Source organism: Actinomadura latina NBRC 106108, assembly GCF_001552195.1.
Lineage (GTDB): Bacteria > Actinomycetota > Actinomycetes > Streptosporangiales > Streptosporangiaceae > Spirillospora > Spirillospora latina.
Genome location: NZ_BCQS01000001.1, coordinates 101856 through 118928 on the forward strand (window position 1 = coordinate 101856; position 17073 = coordinate 118928).

At 69.6% G+C, this 17073-nt stretch carries 22 protein-coding genes, 1 tRNA gene and 1 pseudogene; 13 read left to right on the forward strand and 11 right to left on the reverse strand.

Going from position 1 to position 17073, the window contains the following annotated elements; translation table 11 throughout:
- Positions 1–26: 26 nt before the first annotated feature.
- Entirely contained in the window at positions 27–1889 is a 1863-nt protein-coding gene (locus AL2_RS00490) for a cellulase family glycosylhydrolase (RefSeq protein WP_067627868.1), read from the forward strand.
- Here the strand turns inward: AL2_RS00490 and AL2_RS00495 are convergent.
- A complete protein-coding gene (locus AL2_RS00495) occupies positions 1882–2289 on the reverse strand; it encodes a phosphoribosyl-AMP cyclohydrolase (RefSeq protein ID WP_067627871.1) in 408 nt (135 codons plus the stop codon). The two genes, AL2_RS00490 and AL2_RS00495, sit on opposite strands and share 8 nt — an antisense overlap.
- The gene (locus AL2_RS00500) at positions 2286–3140 is read right to left on the reverse strand and encodes a helix-turn-helix domain-containing protein (RefSeq protein ID WP_067627874.1); all 855 of its coding nucleotides are present in this window, start codon (positions 3138–3140) and stop codon (positions 2286–2288) included. The genes AL2_RS00495 and AL2_RS00500 overlap by 4 nt, the downstream gene beginning before the upstream one ends.
- Positions 3141–3227: 87 nt before the next feature.
- Here AL2_RS00500 and AL2_RS00505 point away from each other — a divergent pair, with 87 nt between their 5' ends.
- Positions 3228–3647 carry a nuclear transport factor 2 family protein gene (locus AL2_RS00505; protein ID WP_067627877.1) on the forward strand — a complete coding sequence of 140 codons (420 nt, stop codon included), beginning with the start codon at positions 3228–3230 and terminating at the stop codon, positions 3645–3647.
- 38 nt (positions 3648–3685) lie between these two features.
- Here the strand turns inward: AL2_RS00505 and AL2_RS00510 are convergent, their stop codons facing one another.
- Positions 3686–4264, reverse strand: a complete 579-nt coding sequence (locus tag AL2_RS00510) for a TetR/AcrR family transcriptional regulator (RefSeq protein ID WP_067627880.1) — start codon at positions 4262–4264, stop codon at positions 3686–3688.
- Positions 4265–4347: 83 nt separating this feature from the next.
- Here AL2_RS00510 and AL2_RS00515 point away from each other — a divergent pair, with 83 nt between their 5' ends.
- From AL2_RS00515 to AL2_RS00530, 4 genes are all read left to right on the forward strand, one after another.
- On the forward strand, positions 4348–5736 hold the full coding sequence (locus AL2_RS00515) for an MFS transporter (protein WP_067627881.1): 1389 nt from the start codon (positions 4348–4350) through the stop codon (positions 5734–5736).
- 60 nt (positions 5737–5796) lie between these two features.
- Complete coding sequence (locus AL2_RS00520; protein ID WP_168444621.1) at positions 5797–6306, forward strand: GNAT family N-acetyltransferase; 510 nt, start codon at positions 5797–5799, stop codon at positions 6304–6306.
- Between the two features lie 54 nt (positions 6307–6360).
- Positions 6361–6849: a Fic family protein gene (locus AL2_RS00525; protein WP_067627887.1), complete on the forward strand. Its 489-nt coding sequence runs from the start codon at positions 6361–6363 to the stop codon at positions 6847–6849.
- A gap of 176 nt (positions 6850–7025) precedes the next feature.
- The gene (locus AL2_RS00530) at positions 7026–7601 is read left to right on the forward strand and encodes a GNAT family N-acetyltransferase (protein WP_067627890.1); all 576 of its coding nucleotides are present in this window, start codon (positions 7026–7028) and stop codon (positions 7599–7601) included.
- 21 nt (positions 7602–7622) lie between these two features.
- Here the strand turns inward: AL2_RS00530 and AL2_RS39680 are convergent, their stop codons facing one another.
- The 4 genes and pseudogenes from AL2_RS39680 to AL2_RS39990 all read right to left on the reverse strand — a co-directional run bounded on the left by AL2_RS39680 (position 7623) and on the right by AL2_RS39990 (position 9259).
- Entirely contained in the window at positions 7623–7754 is a 132-nt protein-coding gene (locus tag AL2_RS39680) for a hypothetical protein (RefSeq protein ID WP_281181554.1), read from the reverse strand.
- Positions 7702–7962 carry a DUF397 domain-containing protein gene (locus AL2_RS35885; RefSeq protein WP_083945801.1) on the reverse strand — a complete coding sequence of 87 codons (261 nt, stop codon included), beginning with the start codon at positions 7960–7962 and terminating at the stop codon, positions 7702–7704. The genes AL2_RS39680 and AL2_RS35885 overlap by 53 nt, the downstream gene beginning before the upstream one ends.
- Before the next feature lie 21 nt (positions 7963–7983).
- Positions 7984–8175, reverse strand: a complete 192-nt coding sequence (locus AL2_RS00535; RefSeq protein WP_067627898.1) for a DUF397 domain-containing protein — start codon at positions 8173–8175, stop codon at positions 7984–7986.
- Positions 8175–9259: pseudogene (locus AL2_RS39990) on the reverse strand (helix-turn-helix domain-containing protein). The gene AL2_RS00535 and the pseudogene AL2_RS39990 overlap by 1 nt, the downstream one beginning before the upstream one ends.
- On the opposite strand from AL2_RS39990, the gene AL2_RS00550 reads away from it, so the two are divergent.
- Positions 9228–9668: an ATP-binding protein gene (locus tag AL2_RS00550; RefSeq protein WP_168444620.1), complete on the forward strand. Its 441-nt coding sequence runs from the start codon at positions 9228–9230 to the stop codon at positions 9666–9668. The pseudogene AL2_RS39990 and the gene AL2_RS00550 sit on opposite strands and share 32 nt — an antisense overlap.
- Here the strand turns inward: AL2_RS00550 and AL2_RS00555 are convergent.
- Complete coding sequence (locus AL2_RS00555; RefSeq protein WP_067627911.1) at positions 9655–9996, reverse strand: winged helix-turn-helix transcriptional regulator; 342 nt, start codon at positions 9994–9996, stop codon at positions 9655–9657. The two genes, AL2_RS00550 and AL2_RS00555, sit on opposite strands and share 14 nt — an antisense overlap.
- 97 nt (positions 9997–10093) lie before the next feature.
- On the opposite strand from AL2_RS00555, the gene AL2_RS00560 reads away from it, so the two are divergent.
- Positions 10094–10966, forward strand: a complete 873-nt coding sequence (locus AL2_RS00560; RefSeq protein ID WP_067627914.1) for an NAD(P)-dependent oxidoreductase — start codon at positions 10094–10096, stop codon at positions 10964–10966.
- Positions 10967–10990: 24 nt separating this feature from the next.
- Positions 10991–11479, forward strand: a complete 489-nt coding sequence (locus tag AL2_RS00565; RefSeq protein ID WP_067627917.1) for a GNAT family N-acetyltransferase — start codon at positions 10991–10993, stop codon at positions 11477–11479.
- Between the two features lie 37 nt (positions 11480–11516).
- On the opposite strand, the gene AL2_RS00570 is transcribed toward AL2_RS00565, so the two are convergent.
- Entirely contained in the window at positions 11517–12323 is an 807-nt protein-coding gene (locus tag AL2_RS00570) for an SDR family NAD(P)-dependent oxidoreductase (protein WP_067627920.1), read from the reverse strand.
- Positions 12324–12430: 107 nt separating this feature from the next.
- Positions 12431–12880 (reverse strand): hypothetical protein, encoded by a 450-nt coding sequence (locus tag AL2_RS00575; protein WP_067627922.1) that lies wholly within the window; start codon positions 12878–12880, stop codon positions 12431–12433.
- Positions 12881–13039: 159 nt separating this feature from the next.
- On the opposite strand from AL2_RS00575, the gene AL2_RS00580 reads away from it, so the two are divergent.
- On the forward strand, positions 13040–14233 hold the full coding sequence (locus tag AL2_RS00580) for a site-2 protease family protein (RefSeq protein ID WP_067627925.1): 1194 nt from the start codon (positions 13040–13042) through the stop codon (positions 14231–14233).
- 396 nt (positions 14234–14629) lie between these two features.
- On the opposite strand, the gene AL2_RS00585 is transcribed toward AL2_RS00580, so the two are convergent.
- Positions 14630–14715, reverse strand: a tRNA-Leu gene (locus AL2_RS00585).
- 128 nt (positions 14716–14843) lie between these two features.
- Between AL2_RS00585 and AL2_RS00590 the strand changes: the two genes are divergently transcribed.
- The 3 genes from AL2_RS00590 to AL2_RS00600 form a co-directional block, all read left to right on the forward strand.
- Positions 14844–15599 (forward strand): FHA domain-containing protein, encoded by a 756-nt coding sequence (locus AL2_RS00590; RefSeq protein ID WP_067627928.1) that lies wholly within the window; start codon positions 14844–14846, stop codon positions 15597–15599.
- A gap of 11 nt (positions 15600–15610) precedes the next feature.
- The gene (locus AL2_RS00595; protein WP_067627931.1) at positions 15611–16108 is read left to right on the forward strand and encodes an FHA domain-containing protein FhaB/FipA; all 498 of its coding nucleotides are present in this window, start codon (positions 15611–15613) and stop codon (positions 16106–16108) included.
- The coding region (locus tag AL2_RS00600; protein WP_157437935.1) for a Stp1/IreP family PP2C-type Ser/Thr phosphatase at positions 16105–17073 on the forward strand (969 nt) is incomplete at its 3' end. The genes AL2_RS00595 and AL2_RS00600, both read left to right, overlap by 4 nt.

Here is a 17073-nt window from a genome sequence, read left to right on the forward strand (position 1 = left end):
CAAGAGCCCTCGGAAAGGCCCCCGCCATGGCAGTGATGCGCGCTTCGTCCGCCCGTTCCCTCAGCATCGTCCTGACCGCGTCGATGGTCGCGGCAGGCGCGACGGCCCTCGCGCCCCGCGCCCGCGCCGACGTAGTGATCGCGCCCCAGCAGCAGGACTGGGTGTTCCGGGACGACGCCGGCCGGCAGATCACGCTGCGCGGCTTCAACGTCTCGGGAAGCACGAAGCTCTACGAGAACGACCTCCTGCCGTTCCGCAGCACCGCCGACGCCGCCAAGTCGGCGCAGGCGATGCGCGACCTGACCGGCGCCAACGCGATCCGGTTCCTCATCAGCTGGGAAGGCGTCCAACCGGCCCCCGACCGGATCGACTACGCCTATCTCGACCGGGCCATCGCGCAGATCAGGGCGTTCACCGACCGCGGATTCCGCGTCCTGCTGGACTACCACCAGGACCTTTACTCGTCGCATTTGTTCAACTCCGGCAGCTGGTACACCGGGGACGGCGCTCCCAAGTGGGTGATCGACGCGGGCGGCTATCCGAAGGAGTCATGCGGCATCTGCATCATGTGGGGCCAGAACATGCAGACCAACACCGCCGTGCGGAAGGCCGCCTACGACTTCTGGCGCAACCGGGTGCTCTCCACTTCGGCCGGTCAGGTCGGCGTCCAAGACGCCTACCTCACGCAGGCCAAGGCGACGATGACGTACCTCAAGCAGAAACTCCCGCAGCCGGCATTCCAGAACATCGTCGGCTTCGACCCGTTCAACGAGCCGTTCGACGGCGGTCTCGACGGCAAGAGCGGCGTGGACTGGGAGAAGACCTACCTGATGCCCTTCTACCAGCGCATTCGCACCGCCATGGACCAGGCCGGCTGGACGTCCAAACCGGCCTTCGCCGAGCCGCTCGTGTTCTGGAACACCGGCTTCTTCGAGCAGGGCGGAATGACGACGGTCGGGCAACTCGGCACCCGGATGGTGTTCAACACCCACTACTACGACGGCGCCCGGATGACGCTGGACCCGTCCGCCGCGTCCGACGGAACCTACGACTCGGCGATGAACGAGATCCGCCAGCGCGCCGCCGACCTGGGGACCGCGCCAATCGTGTCCGAGTTCGGCAACAAGATGTCGGACAACCGCACGCCGTGGATGATCCGCGCCATGTATCAGGCCATGGACTACGGCGTGCCGGGGAAGAACTGGTGGAACTCCCCTGCGTCCGGCGGCACGGTTCTGTCGTCCCTTCAATGGCAGTGGGACATCTACAGCGGCCGCCACCACGAGTTGATGAACGGCAACCCCGACAAGGTGCAGACGGACGGTGACGGCTGGAACGACGAGGACCATTCCGTCGCGGCCACCGACGACGCGGGCAATGTCACTCTCCGCCTCGACCAGCGCGTCCTCGACCGCCTCTACCCGTCCGCCGTCAATGGCGAGACTCTGGGCTTCGCCTTCGAAGACCTCGCGCGCTCGGGCTTTGGCGGCGCCGGGACGCAACAGGCGTGGCTGACCGTCCCGTCCTCGATGCCGGACGTCGCCGCACTCCTGCAGAACCGCCAGTACGGCATCCTCGTCTGGCGCTCGCCGGGCACGGCCACCCCGACCGAGCTACACCTGCCGAAGTCCTTCTCTCCGTCCGGCACTGCCGTCGTAAGCGACCTGGCCGCACTGAACGGCATCCCAGCGTCCGGCCCGATCGCCGCCGCAGCGGAGACCGGCTCCTCGACCGCCAATAAGCTGCGGATATCCGCTCAGGACAACGCCGTCCACTTCGCCTTGGTAGTGAACACCGCAACCGGCACTCCGCCCACCGAAGCGCAACTGAACGCCGCCCGCACGGCCCTGGCCACCTGGCTGACGGACGAATTCCCCGCCGCTAATTGATGTGGCGAAGCGTGTCCGCATTGGTCACCGAACGGTAGTAGCAGGTCGGGCGGGCCTCGCCGGAGGCGTCCTTGGTGTGGCAGGCACCGCCCGTCGTGCGATTGACGAGATAGAGGAGGGAGTTCTGCTCGCAGTTGACGCGGACGTCGACCAACGCCAGGACGTCCCCGGACGTCGCGCCCTTGCGCCACAGTTCGTTGCGGGACGTCGACCACAGCACGGCGATCTTCTCGTCCAGCGTGGCTTTGAGCGCCTGGTCGTTGGCGTAGCCGATGAACAGGACGTCGCCGCTGGTGGCGTCCTGCAGGACGACGGGGACGACCCGCGCGCCGGTCGCCGCGACGCCGGCGAGCTTGTCGAAGTCGAGGGTGAGCCGGGTGTCTTCTTCGAGTTCGTTCACCCCGCCATCCTGCCCGGTGGAGCGGGCGGCGTCGTTCCCTGACACTCGGACGAGGACGCCCGGCGGCCGTCGCCGCGTCGCCTGAGAATGGCCGCGGTCGTTTCGTCGGCGGGCAGGAACGCCTCAAGGCGCAGCTCGGAGAGCGTGACGTCGACGGCGGTCGCGAACGACGTGAGCGTGGTGATGAGGCGCAGTTCGCCCTCCGGCACCCGCAGCCGGAGCGGGACGGCGAAGCCGAGATGGCCGGCCGGCGACTCGGGGGCAGGCAGGTAGCCGTCCAGCTCTTCGATGAATTCCGCCAGCCCGGGGCCGGGGGCGCGGACGGCCTGGTCGCGCAGGCTCCCGGTGATGTGGCGGCCCCATTCGGCCAGGTTCCCGACCCTGCGGGCCATCCCGTCCGGGTGCAGGGCGAGGCGCAGCACGTTCACCGGCGGTTCCAGCAGGGCGGGCGCGGCGCCCTCGGCGAGCAGACCGAACGCCGGGTTGGCGGCGACCAGTTCCCCGTACGGCCGGACAACGACGGCCGGATACGGCATATGTCCGTCGAGGATGCGTTCCAGCGCCTCGCGCACCGGCCCGAGTTCGGGGGCGTCCAGGCTCGACTCCGCGTAGACCGGTGCGTATCCGGCGGCGAGCAGCAGGTCGTTCCGCTCCCGCAACGGCAGGTCCAGGGACTCGGCGAGCCGCACCACCATGGCGCGTCCGGGGCGCGAGCGCCCCTGTTCGAGGAAGCTCAGGTGACGCTGGGTCGTGTCGGCCCGGATGGCCAGGTCGAGCTGGCTGAAGCGACGGCGCGTCCGCCATCGCCGCAGCTCATGGGCGAACTGCTCGGGTTCTGCCGACACCGTCATGGTCCCATTCAATCCGGCCGCCGCACGGCGGCACGATTCCCTGCGGGGAATCGCAACGTCGCACCGCGGGCCCGCACACTGCTCGGCATGACGAATCTGAAGCGATTGACCGACCGATACGTCGCCCAGTGGAACGAGCCCGACCCGGCGGCGCGGAGCGCGCTCATCGACGAGTTGTGGGCGCCCGACGCGCTGCACGTGCTCGTCGTCCCGCCGCAGGAGATCCGGGACGCCGCCGCGTCGCTCGCCATCCCCGCGCCGCCGTTGGAGGTTCGCGGCCACGACGCCTTGACCGCCCGGGTGGCCAGGGCCTACGAGATGTTCGTCGCAGCGGGCGGGCACGTGTTCGAGGTCGCCGCCGACCCGGCCGTCCTGCTGCCGGACGTGGTCGCCGTCCGCTGGTCGATGGTGGCGACCGGCACGCGCGAGGCGGTGGGCGGCGGCGTGGACGTCCTCGCCCTGAACGCCGACGGCCGCATCCGCACCGACCACCAGTTCATCGGCTGACGCGTCACACCCGGACCGCCTGGCCGCCGTCCTCGGGGTCAGGCGGCCAGGATCGACTGGACGGTGGCGATCACGACCCGGGCCGTTTCCTCCGGCTTGAGGCGGTCGGCGTGGTTCTCCTCCGCGGCGCCGTGCAGGACGTACTGCACGACGTTGACCAGCCACGCGATCGGCATGTCGGTGCGGAAGGCGCCTTCGTCCTGGCCCCGGCGGATGAGTTCCTCGACGCGTTGCGCGGGTCCGGCGTGGAGTTCGCGGATGCGTCCGGCAGAGAGGGTTCCCTGGGCCGCCGCGAGGATCGCCGTCGACTCGGCCACGAGCGACCAGCTCGATTCGAGCAACCGGGTCAGCACCTCTTGCGCGGGCCCGGTGAGATCGACGCCCGCCAGCACCTCTTCACCGGCGCGGACGGCGTCGGCCATGGCGGCGTCGACCAGTTCCTTCCGGTTGTGGAAGTGGCCGTAGAGGGTCATGCGTCCCACGCCGGCGGCCTTGGCGATGTCGTCGATGCTCGCGTTCGGATCGCGGCTCAGGCATTCGCGGGCCGCGGACACGATGCGGGCGATGCTGCGCTCGGCGTCCGCGCGCCGACGCCGGCCGGTGCTGGCAGGAGGCATGCCCGCATCCTAACTCGTACACGAATGTACGTGTTACTCTCCAAGAACTCGTATGACGTAGTACGAGTTAAGGAGATGATCGTATGACCCACCCTCCGTCGCCCGCGCACCCGCTGCGGTGGCGCATCCTGGGCTTCCTCGGCGTGGCGCAGCTCATGCTGATCCTCGACGTCACCGTCGTGGCCATCGCGCTGCCGCACATCGAGACCGACCTGGACCTGAGCCGCCAGGCCGTGACCTGGACGATCAGCGCCTACACCCTCACGTTCGGCGGGCTGATGCTGCTCGGCGGCCGGCTCGCGGACCTCGTCGGCGCGAAACGCGTCGTCCTCACCGGTCTGCTGGTCTTCACGGCGGCGTCCCTGGTGACCGGGCTCGCCGACTCCGCCGGCGTCCTGCTCGGCGGCCGCGTCGCGCAGGGCCTCGGCGCGGCACTGCTCTCCCCGTCCGCCCTGTCCCTGGTGGTCAGCCTTTTCGACGGCGACGAGCGGAACAAGGCGCTCGGTGTCTGGTCGGCACTGGGCGGGGGCGGCGCCGCGCTGGGCGTCCTCGTGGGAGGGGCGCTGACCGCCGGGCCCGGCTGGCCGTGGGTGTTCTACGTGAACGTCCCCATCGGCCTGGTGATCGTCGCCGTCCTGGCTCGGATACTGCCGCACCAGACCGTCACCGCGCCCCGCCCCAGGCTGGACGTCCTCGGCGCGCTGCTGGTCACGGCCTCGTCCGGCGCCCTGATCTACGCGTTCATCCGCGCGGGGGACGACGGCTGGCTCACGTCCGCGACCGGCTGGCTGATCCTGCTCGCCGCGATCGGCTACGTGGCGTTCGTGTTCCGCCAGCGAACCGCCCGCTCGCCCATGATGGACGTCTCGCTCCTGGTCAGGCGTCCGGTGGCGACGGGCACCTTCCTGATCCTGATGGCGACCGCCCTGATGATCGCGGTGTTCTTCCTGGGCACGTTCTACTTCCAGCACGGGGAGGACTACGGCGCCATGCGCACCGGCCTGCTCTTCCTCCCGGTCGCGCTCGCGACGATGTTCGGCGCCAACCTCACCGGCCGGACGCTCGCCAAGGCCGGAGCGCGCCCGCCGGCCGTCGCCGGCCTGCTCACCGCCGCCGTCGGCATGGCCCTGCCCGCCCTCGTCCTGAACCCGGTGACCGCCGTGATCGGCACATCGATCGCGGGCGCCGGAACGGGCGCGATGTTCGTCGTCGCCTCCGCGACCGCGCTGGGCCAGGTGGCACCACACGAATCGGGCATCGCATCCGGCATCGTGAGCACGTTCCACGAGTTCGGCGCGTCCATCGGGGCAGCGGTGATCTCCAGCGTCGCCGCCGCGAGCCTGACCGGCGACACCCTCGACGGCTTCACCAACGGCTTCGTCCTGGCCGCGATCACCGCGACCATCGCCGCCCTGACTGCCGCCGCCCTAACCCCACCCCGCCCCCGGGAGGCCCTGCACGCCAACGACTAACGTCACGTCGCCCGCCCTTACCGAACCTTTCGTGGGGGCCGCACCCGCCACACTGTGATCGTGGCGGTACTGGAAACCGAACGGCTGACCCTGCGGCCCCTCACGGGGGGCGACTTCGACGACTACGCGGCGATGATGGCCGACCCGCAAGTGGCGGACGGCCTGGCAGACCCGATCGGCCGCACCCCGGCCGACGCCTGGCGCAACCTGGCGTTGTTCATAGGACACCACGAAATCCGCGGCTACTCCCATTGGGCCGTGGTCGAACGGGCAACGGGCCACTTCGTAGGACGCGCGGGCCCCTGGCAGCCGCACGGGTTCCCCGGCCTCGGCGTCGGCTGGTGCCTGGCCCGCACGCACTGGGGCAAGGGCTACGCCACCGAAGCCGCCCGCGCCGCCATCACCTACTGCTTCACCACCCTGGACGCCGACGAGGTCATCTCAGTCATCCGCCCAGGAAACACCCGCTCCATAGCGGTCGCCGAACGCATCGGCCACCACTTCCTCCGCAAAACCGACTACAAGAGCGCCCCCGCCCTCATCTACGCCCAACAAAGCCCCACCCGCTAACGCTGCCCACAACCAAAGGCAACAGTACGGTAATAGGGCTGTTACCGGGCACTATTGGGCCTGGTCACCACCGGCGACTTCGTCCTGAACAAAGCGACCTCAGACCGTCTGCACGCGATCGTCAGGCGCTACGAGGGGCGTGAGCCCGGCAAGTTCCGAGGCGAGGAGACGATCGCGCGGAATCCGGACGTCAGCCACGGCCGGTATCCGCCTCCGGAGACCGAGCCTGGTGGAGACAGCTTGCGCGCACTCCACGCCGAGGGGGTGGCCTGGCTTACGGAAGAAATCACAGATGTGACCGAACAGGCCCTGGCCTATTTCCTCTTCGCTGCTCTTCAGCAGTTCTACTTCGATGGGAACAAGCGGACCGGGCGAGCGATGATGAACGGTCATCTGATGATGCACGGAATCGATGGGATCAGCGTTCCGGTGGCGCGACGGCAGGAATTCGACTCGGAGATGGCCCACTTCTATCTGGAACGCGATGCGACTCGAATGCTGGCCTTCCTGCTGTCGTGCCACCCCCAGAACGCCGGATACTGAGGTACCGCCCGGCGGGCGCCGCAGGGACGTCGACGGCCGGCCCGTCGACAGTCTCGGCATGTACGTCGAAGTTGCTCGGTGGGCGGGTGCTGGTCCAGGTGATGACGCTGGTTGAGGGATGTCGCCCGCAGTAATCCGTTTTGAGTGGCGCACGGCTCCCTGTCAGCATGAAGCCCATGCGCCACCCTCTTGACACGCTGGACTGGCCGATTTCCACCGACCGACTGCTGCTGCGCCGTGCTACCCCCGACGACCTGGACGCGACCTGGACCTTCCGGCAACTGCCGGAGACTCACGAATGGGTCCTGGCCGCACCGGCATCGTACGACGACTACCGCAAGCGTTTTCTCCGCGAGAGTCTGCTCGCAGACCTGCTCATCGTCGAACTGGACGGCCGGGTGATCGGCGATCTGACGCTGCAGGTCCAGGACGCTTGGGCCCAGGAGGAGGTCGCTGACCAGGCGAAGGGCGTCCAAGGAGAGCTCGGGTGGACGTTGGATCCCTCGTACGGCGGCAAGGGCTACGCCACCGAAGCGGTACGCGCCCTCATCGACATCTCCTTCGGGAGTCTTGGCCTGCGCCGTCTGCACGCGGACTGTTTCTACGACAACGAACCTTCGTGGCGGCTGATGGAGCGGGTTGGGATGCGCCGCGAACAGCACACGGTGAGAGACTCTCTCCACCGCACCAAGGGATGGCTCGACGGTCTCACATACGCGCTCCTGGCCGAGGAATGGCCCGCTCCCAAGTGACGGACCTCCCGCTGTCCGGTCTCAGCAGAGTTGGCACAGTCCCATCGACCTGACGCACTGCGGGCCGGGCGGCAGCGCCCGGCCCTGGCTGCCGATCTTCTTACGGCGTCGCCGGACGACGCCGGTGGCGTAGGCCAGGGTCTGGCGCGACAACGGCAGCGAAGCACGGTACTGACCCGCCATCCTTGAGACGGACGAGTAGCGCGTCCCATGTCTCCTGGCTCAGAACGAGACGCGGCCCATCCGGATCGGTCGAGTCACGAACACCCACGACACCGTCCCGCCCGTGAGGTAGACGCGCGCACTCAACACACGTCTCAGACTGGCTAGCGCTGTAACTGCTCTTCCTCCAACGAGTCATCTACTGCTCCTCTCGTCCACGTCAGACCTGACGCTCCTTGAGCTGGACGAGCAGCGCGTCCCATGCCGCATGGCTCAGGACGAGACGCGGCCCATCCGGATCGGTCGAATCGCGAACACCGACCACACCGTGCCGCCCGGAAGGCATGAGCGCGCACTCGACACAGTTCTGCGGCTGGCTTCCGCTGTAGCTGCTCTTGCGCCAGTGAGTCATCAGCTGGTCCTCTCGGCCAATGGGAGTTGGATGTCCCGGATGGCCTGCTCGATCCGTTGACAGGTCTCAGCCTCGGAGAGAGCGATCCGGCAGAGGCCCGCACGAACGTCTCCGTAGGCTGCGACGTCTTCATCCTCTTCGATGAAGACGGTCCGCCTGAACCCGTCAACGATGACGATGGGGAAGTTCCCCGCTTCAACGTGAAGGATCGTGAAGGATCCGTCAACAGCAGGGTTCGTGGTGGCGGTGTACGGCAGGATCTGAACCTCGATGTTGGGCCACTCCGTCAGTTCGAGTAGGTACTGGAGTTGTCCGAGCATCACCTCCCGTCCCCCATCCACTGGCGGACCGCTGCCTCGCCGATCACGGCTTTGACCGACAGAGGATCGACTCTTGTGAGCGCCTCCTTGCGCGCCATGCGGTAAGCCACGAGGTGATCGATATCGCCAGTGCGGCTCCCGGGGACGGAGGCCATGACGGCGCGTGCGTACTCCGGAGTTTGGAGAAGACCCGGGATCAGGTCTGTGTGGTACGCGAAGAGTTCCGAGGAGTCCTGTTCGAGCATCACGTACTCGCCGTAGTTCGGACCTTTGCCTGGGAGCTTGTGTCGCCGGATCCAGTCGCGCGAGGGGCCGCCGGTGGCGAGGCCGATCAGCGCGGTTCTGCGGTCGTCGTCCTCCTCGAAGCCGTACATCATCAGGATGTAGTTGATCTCGTGGACGCGTGCCACGATCTGGGCGTTCTCCATCCGGCTGAGGGCGGACTTGGAGATCTTGAGGAAGGCTGCGGCCCTGTCGAGGGTGAGACCGCGCTCTTCGCGGATCCTGCGTAGTTGGACACCGAGTCGCCTGCGGCGAACGGTCGGGGGTCGTGTCGCCATGACACTAATTGTCACTGACGGAACACAGACTGTCATGCATCTTTCCAAAAGCGGGAAATCCCGCTTTCCGCATGTCCCACATGGCCGTCCTCCCCCTCTCGATGAACCCGGTTGTGGGCTCTCACCTGGGCATTCATGCTTGCGGGCGTCGTTTACCGAAGGGAGTGAGGCAATGACGCTCTGTGCGGCGGAGCCTGGAGACATGCGGCTGCTCGGGACGATCACGATGCCCGGCGTGCCGAGGTCCGCGCAGGTCGCGCGGGCTTTCGTGAGCGTGGTCGCGACGCATGTCGACGACGAGGCGCTGGCCGACGTCGTCCTCTGCGTGGACGAGCTGGTCGCCAACGCGTGCGAGCACACCGCGTCCGGCACGGGCGGGCAGGTCACCGTCGTGGTGAGTGCCCGGGAGGACGTGCTGCGCGTGACCGTCCTCGACCAGGGCGGTGCTCAGAAGCAGCCGCGTGTCCGCAGCGACCCGTACGCGGAGAACGGCAGGGGGCTGTTCCTCGTCGATGCGCTGTCCAAGAGCTGGGGATCGCATCCCGCGTTGAACGGCACCGCCGTGTGGGCGGAGTTCCACGCGGTGCCGGCCGAGGACGTCAGCGGTGCGTGATCTGGGCCAGGACGTTCTCCCGTCCCCAGGCACCGAGCGGAGCCAGGGCCTCGTTGAGCGAGATGCCGAGCGGCGTCAGCGAGTACTCGACGCGCGGCGGCACCTCGTCGTACGCCTCGCGGTGGACGATGCCGTCCTCCTCCAGCTCGCGCAGCTGGGCGGCGAGCACCTTCTCGGTCACGCCGGGCAGTTCCCTGCGCAGTTCGCCGAAGCGGTGGGGCCGCTCGTCGAGCGCCCAGAGGATCAGCCCCTTCCACTTGCCGCTGATCACGTCCATCGCGGCGTCGATCCCGCAGATGTACGACCCCGGTCGCTGTGCCGTCCGCATCGTTCCGCCCCCTGGCCTCGTCACTGAGGTCAGGGTAACCACGCACTTCGAAGTGCGTACTTGATCATCCGCGTGGCCGGGGCCGAGCCTGGACGGCATGGGACATGACACTGAGCAGGTCAGCGTGCTCGGCCTCGGCGCGATGGGCAGTGCGATCACCCGCGCGTGGCTGGCCGCCGGATACGAGACGACCGTGTGGAACCGGACGGCGGGCCGCGCCGCGCCGCTCGTCGCCGAGGGCGCGAAGGCGGCGGCGACGGCCGCCGAGGCGGTCGCCGCGAGCGGCCTCGTGGTCGTCTGCCTGCTGGACGACGCGTCGGTCGGGGACGCCCTCGCGGACGCCGACCTGATGGGCAAGGACCTGGTCAACATCACGACGGGCACCCCCGGTGAGGCCCGCGACCGTGCGGGATGGGCGGCCGAACGCGGGGCCCGGTACCTGGACGGAGGCATCATGGCCGTGCCGCCGATGATCGGCGTCCCACGCTCCGGCGCCTACATTCTCTACAGCGGGTCGCCGAAGCTGTTCGCCGATCGGCGCGACGCGCTGGGCGTCCCGGCAGGCGTCAGGTATGTCGGGGACGACGCTGGTTCGGCCGCCCTGCACGATGTGGCGCTGCTGAGCGCGATGACCGGCATGTTCGCCGGGATGGCGCACGCGTTCGCCCTGACGCGCGGGACGTCCCCGAAGGAGTTCGCTCCGCTGCTCATCGAGTGGCTCACCGCCATGACCGGCGCGGCGGACGGGATGGCGGCACACCTGGAGACCGGCGACTACACCTTGGGCGTGACGTCCAACCTCGCCATGATGGTGCAGGGCAACAGGACCCTGCTGCGCACGGCCGAGGAGGAAGGCGTCAGCCCGGAACTCCTCGCCCCGTTCATGGCCCTGACGGAACGCCGCCTCGCCGACGGCCACGGCGACGAGGGCACCACCGGCGTAGTGGACCTGCTGCTCCGCGAAGCGTAGGGGCATCTCGGGAAGGGGACGACGATGATCGTGAGACCGGCCGAACCCGCCGATCTGCCGACGCTCGCGCCGCTGTGGCGGGCGGCCTGGCTCGACGGCCACGACGGTCACGTCGCCGCCGAGTTGATGGACGCGCGCGGTCCCGACCACTTCGCCGTCCACGCCGAGACGCACATGGGCTCCACCCTCGTCGCCACTGAGGCCGACGGCCGGATCCTCGGGCTGATCATCCTCGGTGACGACGATGGCGAGGTGATCCAACTGGCCGTCGACGGCTCCGCCCGAGGGAAAGGCGTCGGCGGCACGCTGCTGCGCAGCGCGGAGGAACGGTTCCGGGGGCGGCATCGCGAAGCATGGCTCGCGGTCGTCCCCGGCAACACGCGGGCCCGGCGCATGTACGAATTCCACGGATGGCGCGACACCGGCCCGATGACATACCAGGCCCCCACCGCGACCGGCACCGTCGACGTCCCCGTCCACCGCTACGCCAAGGAACTGACCGCGTCGGAATGACGCAGAGGCCCCCGGCCATCGGGCCGGGGGTTGTACCTCAGACCTCTTTCAGAAAGCCGGAGTCGACCGCGAAGTCGGCACCCGTCGTGCTGGCGGAGCGCGGCGATGCCAGCAGCGCGATCACGTCCGCGACCTCCTGCGGGGTGGCGAGACGGCCCGTCGTGAGGCTCATCATCTCGGCGGCGCCGCCGTCGAGCACCGCGTCGCGGTCGGAGCCGGTCGCGCCCGCGATGATGTCGGCCGCGCCGCCCTCGTCCGTCCACCACGCCGTCCGGACCGGCCCCGGCGAGACGGAGTTGACCCGGATGCCCTGCGGCGCGAACTCCTCCGACAGCCCCTTGGACAGGTTGTTCAGCGCCGCCTTCGCCGCGTTGTAGTCGTAGTTCATCGGCCCGGGACGCCGCCCGTTCCCGGACGAGACGTTCACGACCGACGCCGCGTCGCTCCGCAGCAGATGCGGGACCGCCGCCCGCACCGCCCGGACCACCGCGAACAGGTTGAACTCGAACATGTCGCGCCAGTCGTCGTCGGCCAGGCTCGCGAAGCCGAACCGCGGCAGGTTCGCCCCGGGCGGCGGGCCTCCCGCGTTGTTCACGAGCACGTCGAGCCGCCCGAACACCTCCACCGCCTGCTCCACGGCCGCGGCCGGGGCATCGGGATCCATGAGGTCCGCCGGCACGTGCAGGAGGTTCGGCCCGGCGAGCGCGTCCAGCTCCGGTCCCGCCTTGCGCGACACCGCCGCCACGCGGGCCCCCTCGTCCAGCAGCGTCTGCGTGACCGCGAGCCCGATCCCCTTCGACGCCCCGGTGACCACCGCAACGCGTCCGGCAAGCCGCAGGTCCATGAGTTCCCCTCTCGAAGAGCGCGCACGCCCGAACGGAACGTGCACCCCATGAACCCCGCCCCACCCGATCCCGTTGCACACCGGCAGGACGAGACCGGACGCCGCTGCTAGCGGAGAGCGTCGTACACGCCGGCGGCGACGGCGCCGTAGGCCAGGTGCGGGACGGCGTCGACCACCCAATCCGAAGCCGACCACTCGCGGGGGTCCGTCAGCCCGAGCGCGGTCATCGGCGCGCTCGACCCGGCCATCGCGAGGCCCGTCAGCAGCGCGGCCCCGGCCGGCTTCGGGATCCGGCGGCTCCCGGCGATCAGGCCGTACAGGATCCCGGCGCCGAGGCCGGTGCCGAAGCCGAGCATCGGCCCGAGCCCCGCCAGCCGGTTCTCCGCCTTCTCCCCGTCGCCGAGGTCGGCCCCGGTCATGTCCACGATCTTCTCCACGCTCTGCTCGGGCGTGTTGCTGGCCGGACGCCCCCGAACCGCCATGTCGAGGTAGGTCACCGCGTTGAGGGCGGCGGTCCCGGCGGCGCCGGCGACCAGTCCGCGCGTCAGTCTGTCCATGCCCCCGCGTTACCCGCCCGATCCGCGAAACCACCCGAATCCCACATGAGGAGGCCGCTACAGGACAGCCGTGCCACCGGCCGGGACGGGCGGCATAGACGTCCGGCCAACGGGTAGCCCGTGCGCAGGCCGGAAACGCATGACGGACAAGGGAGACCGATGAGGGAGTCGATCCGGCTCGGCCATATCGCCGGTATCAGAGTCGGTCTCAACTACAGCGTGCTCGTGATCGTGGTGATCCTGGTCTTCGGGCTGGCCTACGGCAGGTTTCCGGAGGTGTATCCCGGTTTCTCCACGTGGGCCTACGTCGTGGCGGGCATCGCGAGCGCGCTCCTGCTGCTGGTGTCGCTGCTGATCCACGAACTGGCGCACGCGATCATCGCGCGCCGCAACGGCATCGAGGTCTCCGGCATCACGCTGTGGCTGCTCGGCGGCGTCGCCGAGCTGCGCGGCGAACCGCGCAGCGCGGGCGCGGACCTGCGCATCGCCGTCGTCGGCCCGCTCGCCAGCGTCGCCGTGGGCGCCGTCTTCGCGGTCGCCGCCGCCGTGACGTCGGCCGTCACCGGCCCCGGCCTCGGCGTGGAGACGCTCGCCTACCTGGCCGGCATCAACGGGATCCTCGCCGTCTTCAATCTGATCCCCGCGGCGCCGCTGGACGGCGGCCGGGTCCTGCGGGCGTTCCTGTGGTGGCGCCGGGGCGACCGGACCGCCGCCGCCGTCACCGCCGCCCGCGCCGGCCGCGTCTTCGGCTTCGTCCTCATCGCCTTCGGCTTCATCCAGTTCGTCGTCGGAGTCGGTTTCGGCGGGCTCTGGCTGATCCTCATCGGGCTCTTCGTCGTCGGCGCCGCCAGCTCCGAAGAACAGCAGACCCGGGTCAACGCGGCACTCCACGGCATCCGCGTCGGCGAGGTCATGACCCCCGACCCCCTCGTGGCCGATGCCGCACAGTCGGTGCAGGACCTCATCGACGAGGCCGTCCTCACCCACCGCTTCTCCACGTACCCGCTCGTCGAGGACGGACGGCTGGCGGGCCTGGTCACGCTGAACCGCATCCGCGCCACACCGCCCGGCGACCGCTCGACGCTGCGCCTGGCCGACATCGCCTGCCCGCCGGACCAGGTCCCGACCGCCCACCCGGACGACCCGCTGACCGACCTGCTGCCCCGCATGGCCGGCTGCACCGACGGCCGCGCCGTCGTCCTGGGCGACGGAGGCCAGGTCGTGGGCCTGGTCAGCCCGAGCGACATCAGCCGGGCGATGCAGACCAGCGACTTCCGGGGCAGCCACCCCTACCCGCCCCCACGCGGCGCCGACCTGACCCTTCCGCACGACAAGCGCCCCTGGCCCTCCTGACCCGCAACCTGGTTCGGAGGCCCGGCCGCGACCTCTGCACACCCGCACCGGTTTCGAGCAGGACCGCGCCCCCGCCTTCGGCGCCAGACTGGCCGAACTCTGAGGCCACTTCGCCCCCCCGGCCCTCGGAACAGCGAAACGGCCTCGCCGATCCCGCACCCACCCTCATAGCTGGTAGCAGACCGGCATAAGGGGGAAAGTAGACCTCATGTCCTCGCCGACCACGGGTCACCCAACCCCGCAAGGGAAGCGGAGCGAGCGGCGGAGCCGTGGGCGCGTGGGCGCTGTGGGGGCGGAGCCCCCCGCAGCGGGGGCACGGGGGCCACCCCCGGGTCAACATGACGAAGGAGTGGCGGCCGACGCTCTCCGCCGACAGACCACTCCCTGTTTCTTCGCTGGTGGGCGAGGAGGGATTTGAACCCTCACATCCTTTCGGACACACGGACCTGAACCGTGCGCGTCTGCCGTTCCGCCACCCGCCCATGGGTGCCGTCCCGTTTCCGGGTGCCTGAAAAGGCTAGCACGGTGAGGGCGGTGGTTAGGTACTCGGATACTCCTAGCGAACCTTCGCACCGATACGATCGTCTACCAGTGGGGAAGGGAGGTGCCCGTGGGCGTCATTCAGCGCTTCGAGCGACGGCTTGAGGGCATGGTCGAAGGGGCCTTCGCCCGTGCGTTCAAGTCCGAGCTCCAGCCGGTCGAGGTGGCCAGTGCTGTGCAGCGCGAGATGGACGATAGAGCGGCGATCGTGGCGCAGGGCCGCACGCTCGTGCCGAACGACTTCGTCGTGGAGATCTCTCAGCAGGACGGGCAGCGGCTGCAGGTGTACGCCGACAGCCTGAGCCAGGAGCTGGCGAATCTCGCGCGGGAGTACGCGAAGGAGCAGGGGTACTCCTTCGTGGGGCCGGTGCGGGTGCGGTTCGAGAACGCCGGGGATCTCGCCACGGGCATGTTCCGGATCCGGTCGGGAGTGATCCGGGGCTCGACGGTGGAGGGCGGGGAGATCCGCCGGCCGGTGAGCGATGTTCCGCAGGGCGGCCGCGGCGGTGTGTTCGGGGGGCATCCGCGGCTGCTGGTGACGACGGCCGTGGAGGGTTCTGACACGACGCAGCGCACCTATGAGATCAACACCCCCGTGACTCTGCTGGGTCGTGGCACGGACTGCGACCTCCGCCTCGTCGATCCGGGCGTTTCCCGGCATCATGCCGAGATCCGCGTAGAAGGTCCCGAAATCGCTCTCGTGGATCTAGGGTCGACCAACGGCTCGTTCGTGAACGGGCAGCCCATCCGGCGGGTCACGCTGGTGGACGGCTCCCGGGTCACGATGGGCCGGACAACCCTTGTGTTCCGCCGCGATAGGGAGTAACCCCGACTCCGATGTCCCCATTCACCCTCACGCTGATCAAGCTGGCGTTCCTCGCGGTGCTGTGGCTGTTCGTCGTCCTGGCCGTCGGAGTGATCAGGGCCGACCTGTTCGGCTCGAAGGCGGCGACGAAGGCGGCCGCGCGCCCATCGCCGTCCCGGCCGCCCAAAGCGGCCCGGCAGCCGAAGCCGCCGCGAGCGCAGCGCAGCGCCCAGCACGGCGCCCCGACGAAGCTGGTGGTGGTGCAGGGCGAACGGGCCGGCACCGTCATCGACCTGACGGGGGTGCCCATCACCATCGGCCGGGCGAATGACGCCACTCTGGTCGTGACCGACGACTACGCTTCCAGCCGGCATGCCCGAATTTTCGCGCAGGACGGTCAGTGGATCGTGGAAGACCTCGGCTCGACCAATGGGACGTACCTCGGACGCACGAAGGTGAGCCGGCCGATGCCGGTCCCGCCGGGCGTACCGGTCCGTATCGGCAAGACCGTGATCGAGTTGCGCAAATGACTCTGGGAATCCGCTACGCCGCGCGCTCCGACGTCGGCATGCTGCGCGAGGGCAACGAGGACTCGGCGTACGCGGGCGCGCATCTGCTCGCGGTGGCCGACGGTATGGGCGGGCACGTCGGCGGCGAGATCGCGAGCGCGGCGGCGATCGAGGCGCTGCGGGGTCTCGACAAGGACCTGCCGGCGACCGAGCTGCTGGCCGCGCTGGAGCACACCGTCAAGACGGCGAACGACAACCTGCACCGCATCGTCGAGTCGGACCCGGCCCTCCAGGGCATGGGGACGACGCTGACGGCGATGCTGTGGGCGGGCAACCAGGTCGCGCTGGTGCACATCGGGGACTCGCGCGCCTACCTGCTCCGCGACGGCAGCCTGTTCCAGATCACGCACGACCACACGCTGGTCCAGTCGCTGGTGGACGAGGGGCGCATCAGCCCCGACGAGGCGGCGTCGCATCCGCAGCGCTCGCTGCTGCTGCGCGCGCTTGACGGCCGCGGCGAGGTCGATCCCGACCTGTCGCTGCGCGAGGCGAAGGTCGGCGACCGGTACCTGCTGTGCTCGGACGGCCTGTCCGGCGTCGTCACCGCGGAGACGATCTTCCAGGTGCTGACGGACGTGGACGATCCGGAGCAGGCCGTCCGGCAGCTGATCGACCTGGCGAACCGCGGCGGCGGTCCCGACAACATCACCTGCGTGGTCGCCGACGTGGTCGACCTGGAGCGCCAGCCGCCCACGGGCGGCCCGGGGCACGCGGTCGGCGCGGCGGCGAACTCCGCGCCGCCGGAGCCGCCGGGCGGCGCGCCGGGCGCGAACACGACGGTGGCCGACACTCCGGCCGGGCGGGCGGCGCAGCTGCGCGAGACGCGCCCGCAGCCGCCCGTGGCGGTGGACGAGCGTCCGCCGCCGCCGGCCCCGGCGCCGATGGCCGACCCGATGGGCGGCCCGCCGGCGCCGATGCGGCAGGGG

What these genes read in the sequence shown, in the direction of transcription:
- AL2_RS00490 (WP_067627868.1), top strand. Translation starts at nt 27, where the DNA reads ATGGCAGTGATGCGCGCTTCGTCCGCCCGTTCCCTCAGCATCGTCCTG.
- AL2_RS00500 (WP_067627874.1), bottom strand. Translation starts at nt 3,140, where the DNA reads ATGACGGTGTCGGCAGAACCCGAGCAGTTCGCCCATGAGCTGCGGCGA.
- AL2_RS00505 (WP_067627877.1), top strand. Translation starts at nt 3,228, where the DNA reads ATGACGAATCTGAAGCGATTGACCGACCGATACGTCGCCCAGTGGAAC.
- AL2_RS00510 (WP_067627880.1), bottom strand. Translation starts at nt 4,264, where the DNA reads ATGCCTCCTGCCAGCACCGGCCGGCGTCGGCGCGCGGACGCCGAGCGC.
- AL2_RS00515 (WP_067627881.1), top strand. Translation starts at nt 4,348, where the DNA reads ATGACCCACCCTCCGTCGCCCGCGCACCCGCTGCGGTGGCGCATCCTG.
- AL2_RS00530 (WP_067627890.1), top strand. Translation starts at nt 7,026, where the DNA reads ATGCGCCACCCTCTTGACACGCTGGACTGGCCGATTTCCACCGACCGA.
- AL2_RS35885 (WP_083945801.1), bottom strand. Translation starts at nt 7,962, where the DNA reads ATGACTCGTTGGAGGAAGAGCAGTTACAGCGCTAGCCAGTCTGAGACG.
- AL2_RS00535 (WP_067627898.1), bottom strand. Translation starts at nt 8,175, where the DNA reads ATGACTCACTGGCGCAAGAGCAGCTACAGCGGAAGCCAGCCGCAGAAC.
- AL2_RS00550 (WP_168444620.1), top strand. Translation starts at nt 9,228, where the DNA reads ATGACGCTCTGTGCGGCGGAGCCTGGAGACATGCGGCTGCTCGGGACG.
- AL2_RS00555 (WP_067627911.1), bottom strand. Translation starts at nt 9,996, where the DNA reads ATGCGGACGGCACAGCGACCGGGGTCGTACATCTGCGGGATCGACGCC.
- AL2_RS00560 (WP_067627914.1), top strand. Translation starts at nt 10,094, where the DNA reads ATGGGACATGACACTGAGCAGGTCAGCGTGCTCGGCCTCGGCGCGATG.
- AL2_RS00565 (WP_067627917.1), top strand. Translation starts at nt 10,991, where the DNA reads ATGATCGTGAGACCGGCCGAACCCGCCGATCTGCCGACGCTCGCGCCG.
- AL2_RS00570 (WP_067627920.1), bottom strand. Translation starts at nt 12,323, where the DNA reads ATGGACCTGCGGCTTGCCGGACGCGTTGCGGTGGTCACCGGGGCGTCG.
- AL2_RS00575 (WP_067627922.1), bottom strand. Translation starts at nt 12,880, where the DNA reads ATGGACAGACTGACGCGCGGACTGGTCGCCGGCGCCGCCGGGACCGCC.
- AL2_RS00580 (WP_067627925.1), top strand. Translation starts at nt 13,040, where the DNA reads ATGAGGGAGTCGATCCGGCTCGGCCATATCGCCGGTATCAGAGTCGGT.
- AL2_RS00595 (WP_067627931.1), top strand. Translation starts at nt 15,611, where the DNA reads ATGTCCCCATTCACCCTCACGCTGATCAAGCTGGCGTTCCTCGCGGTG.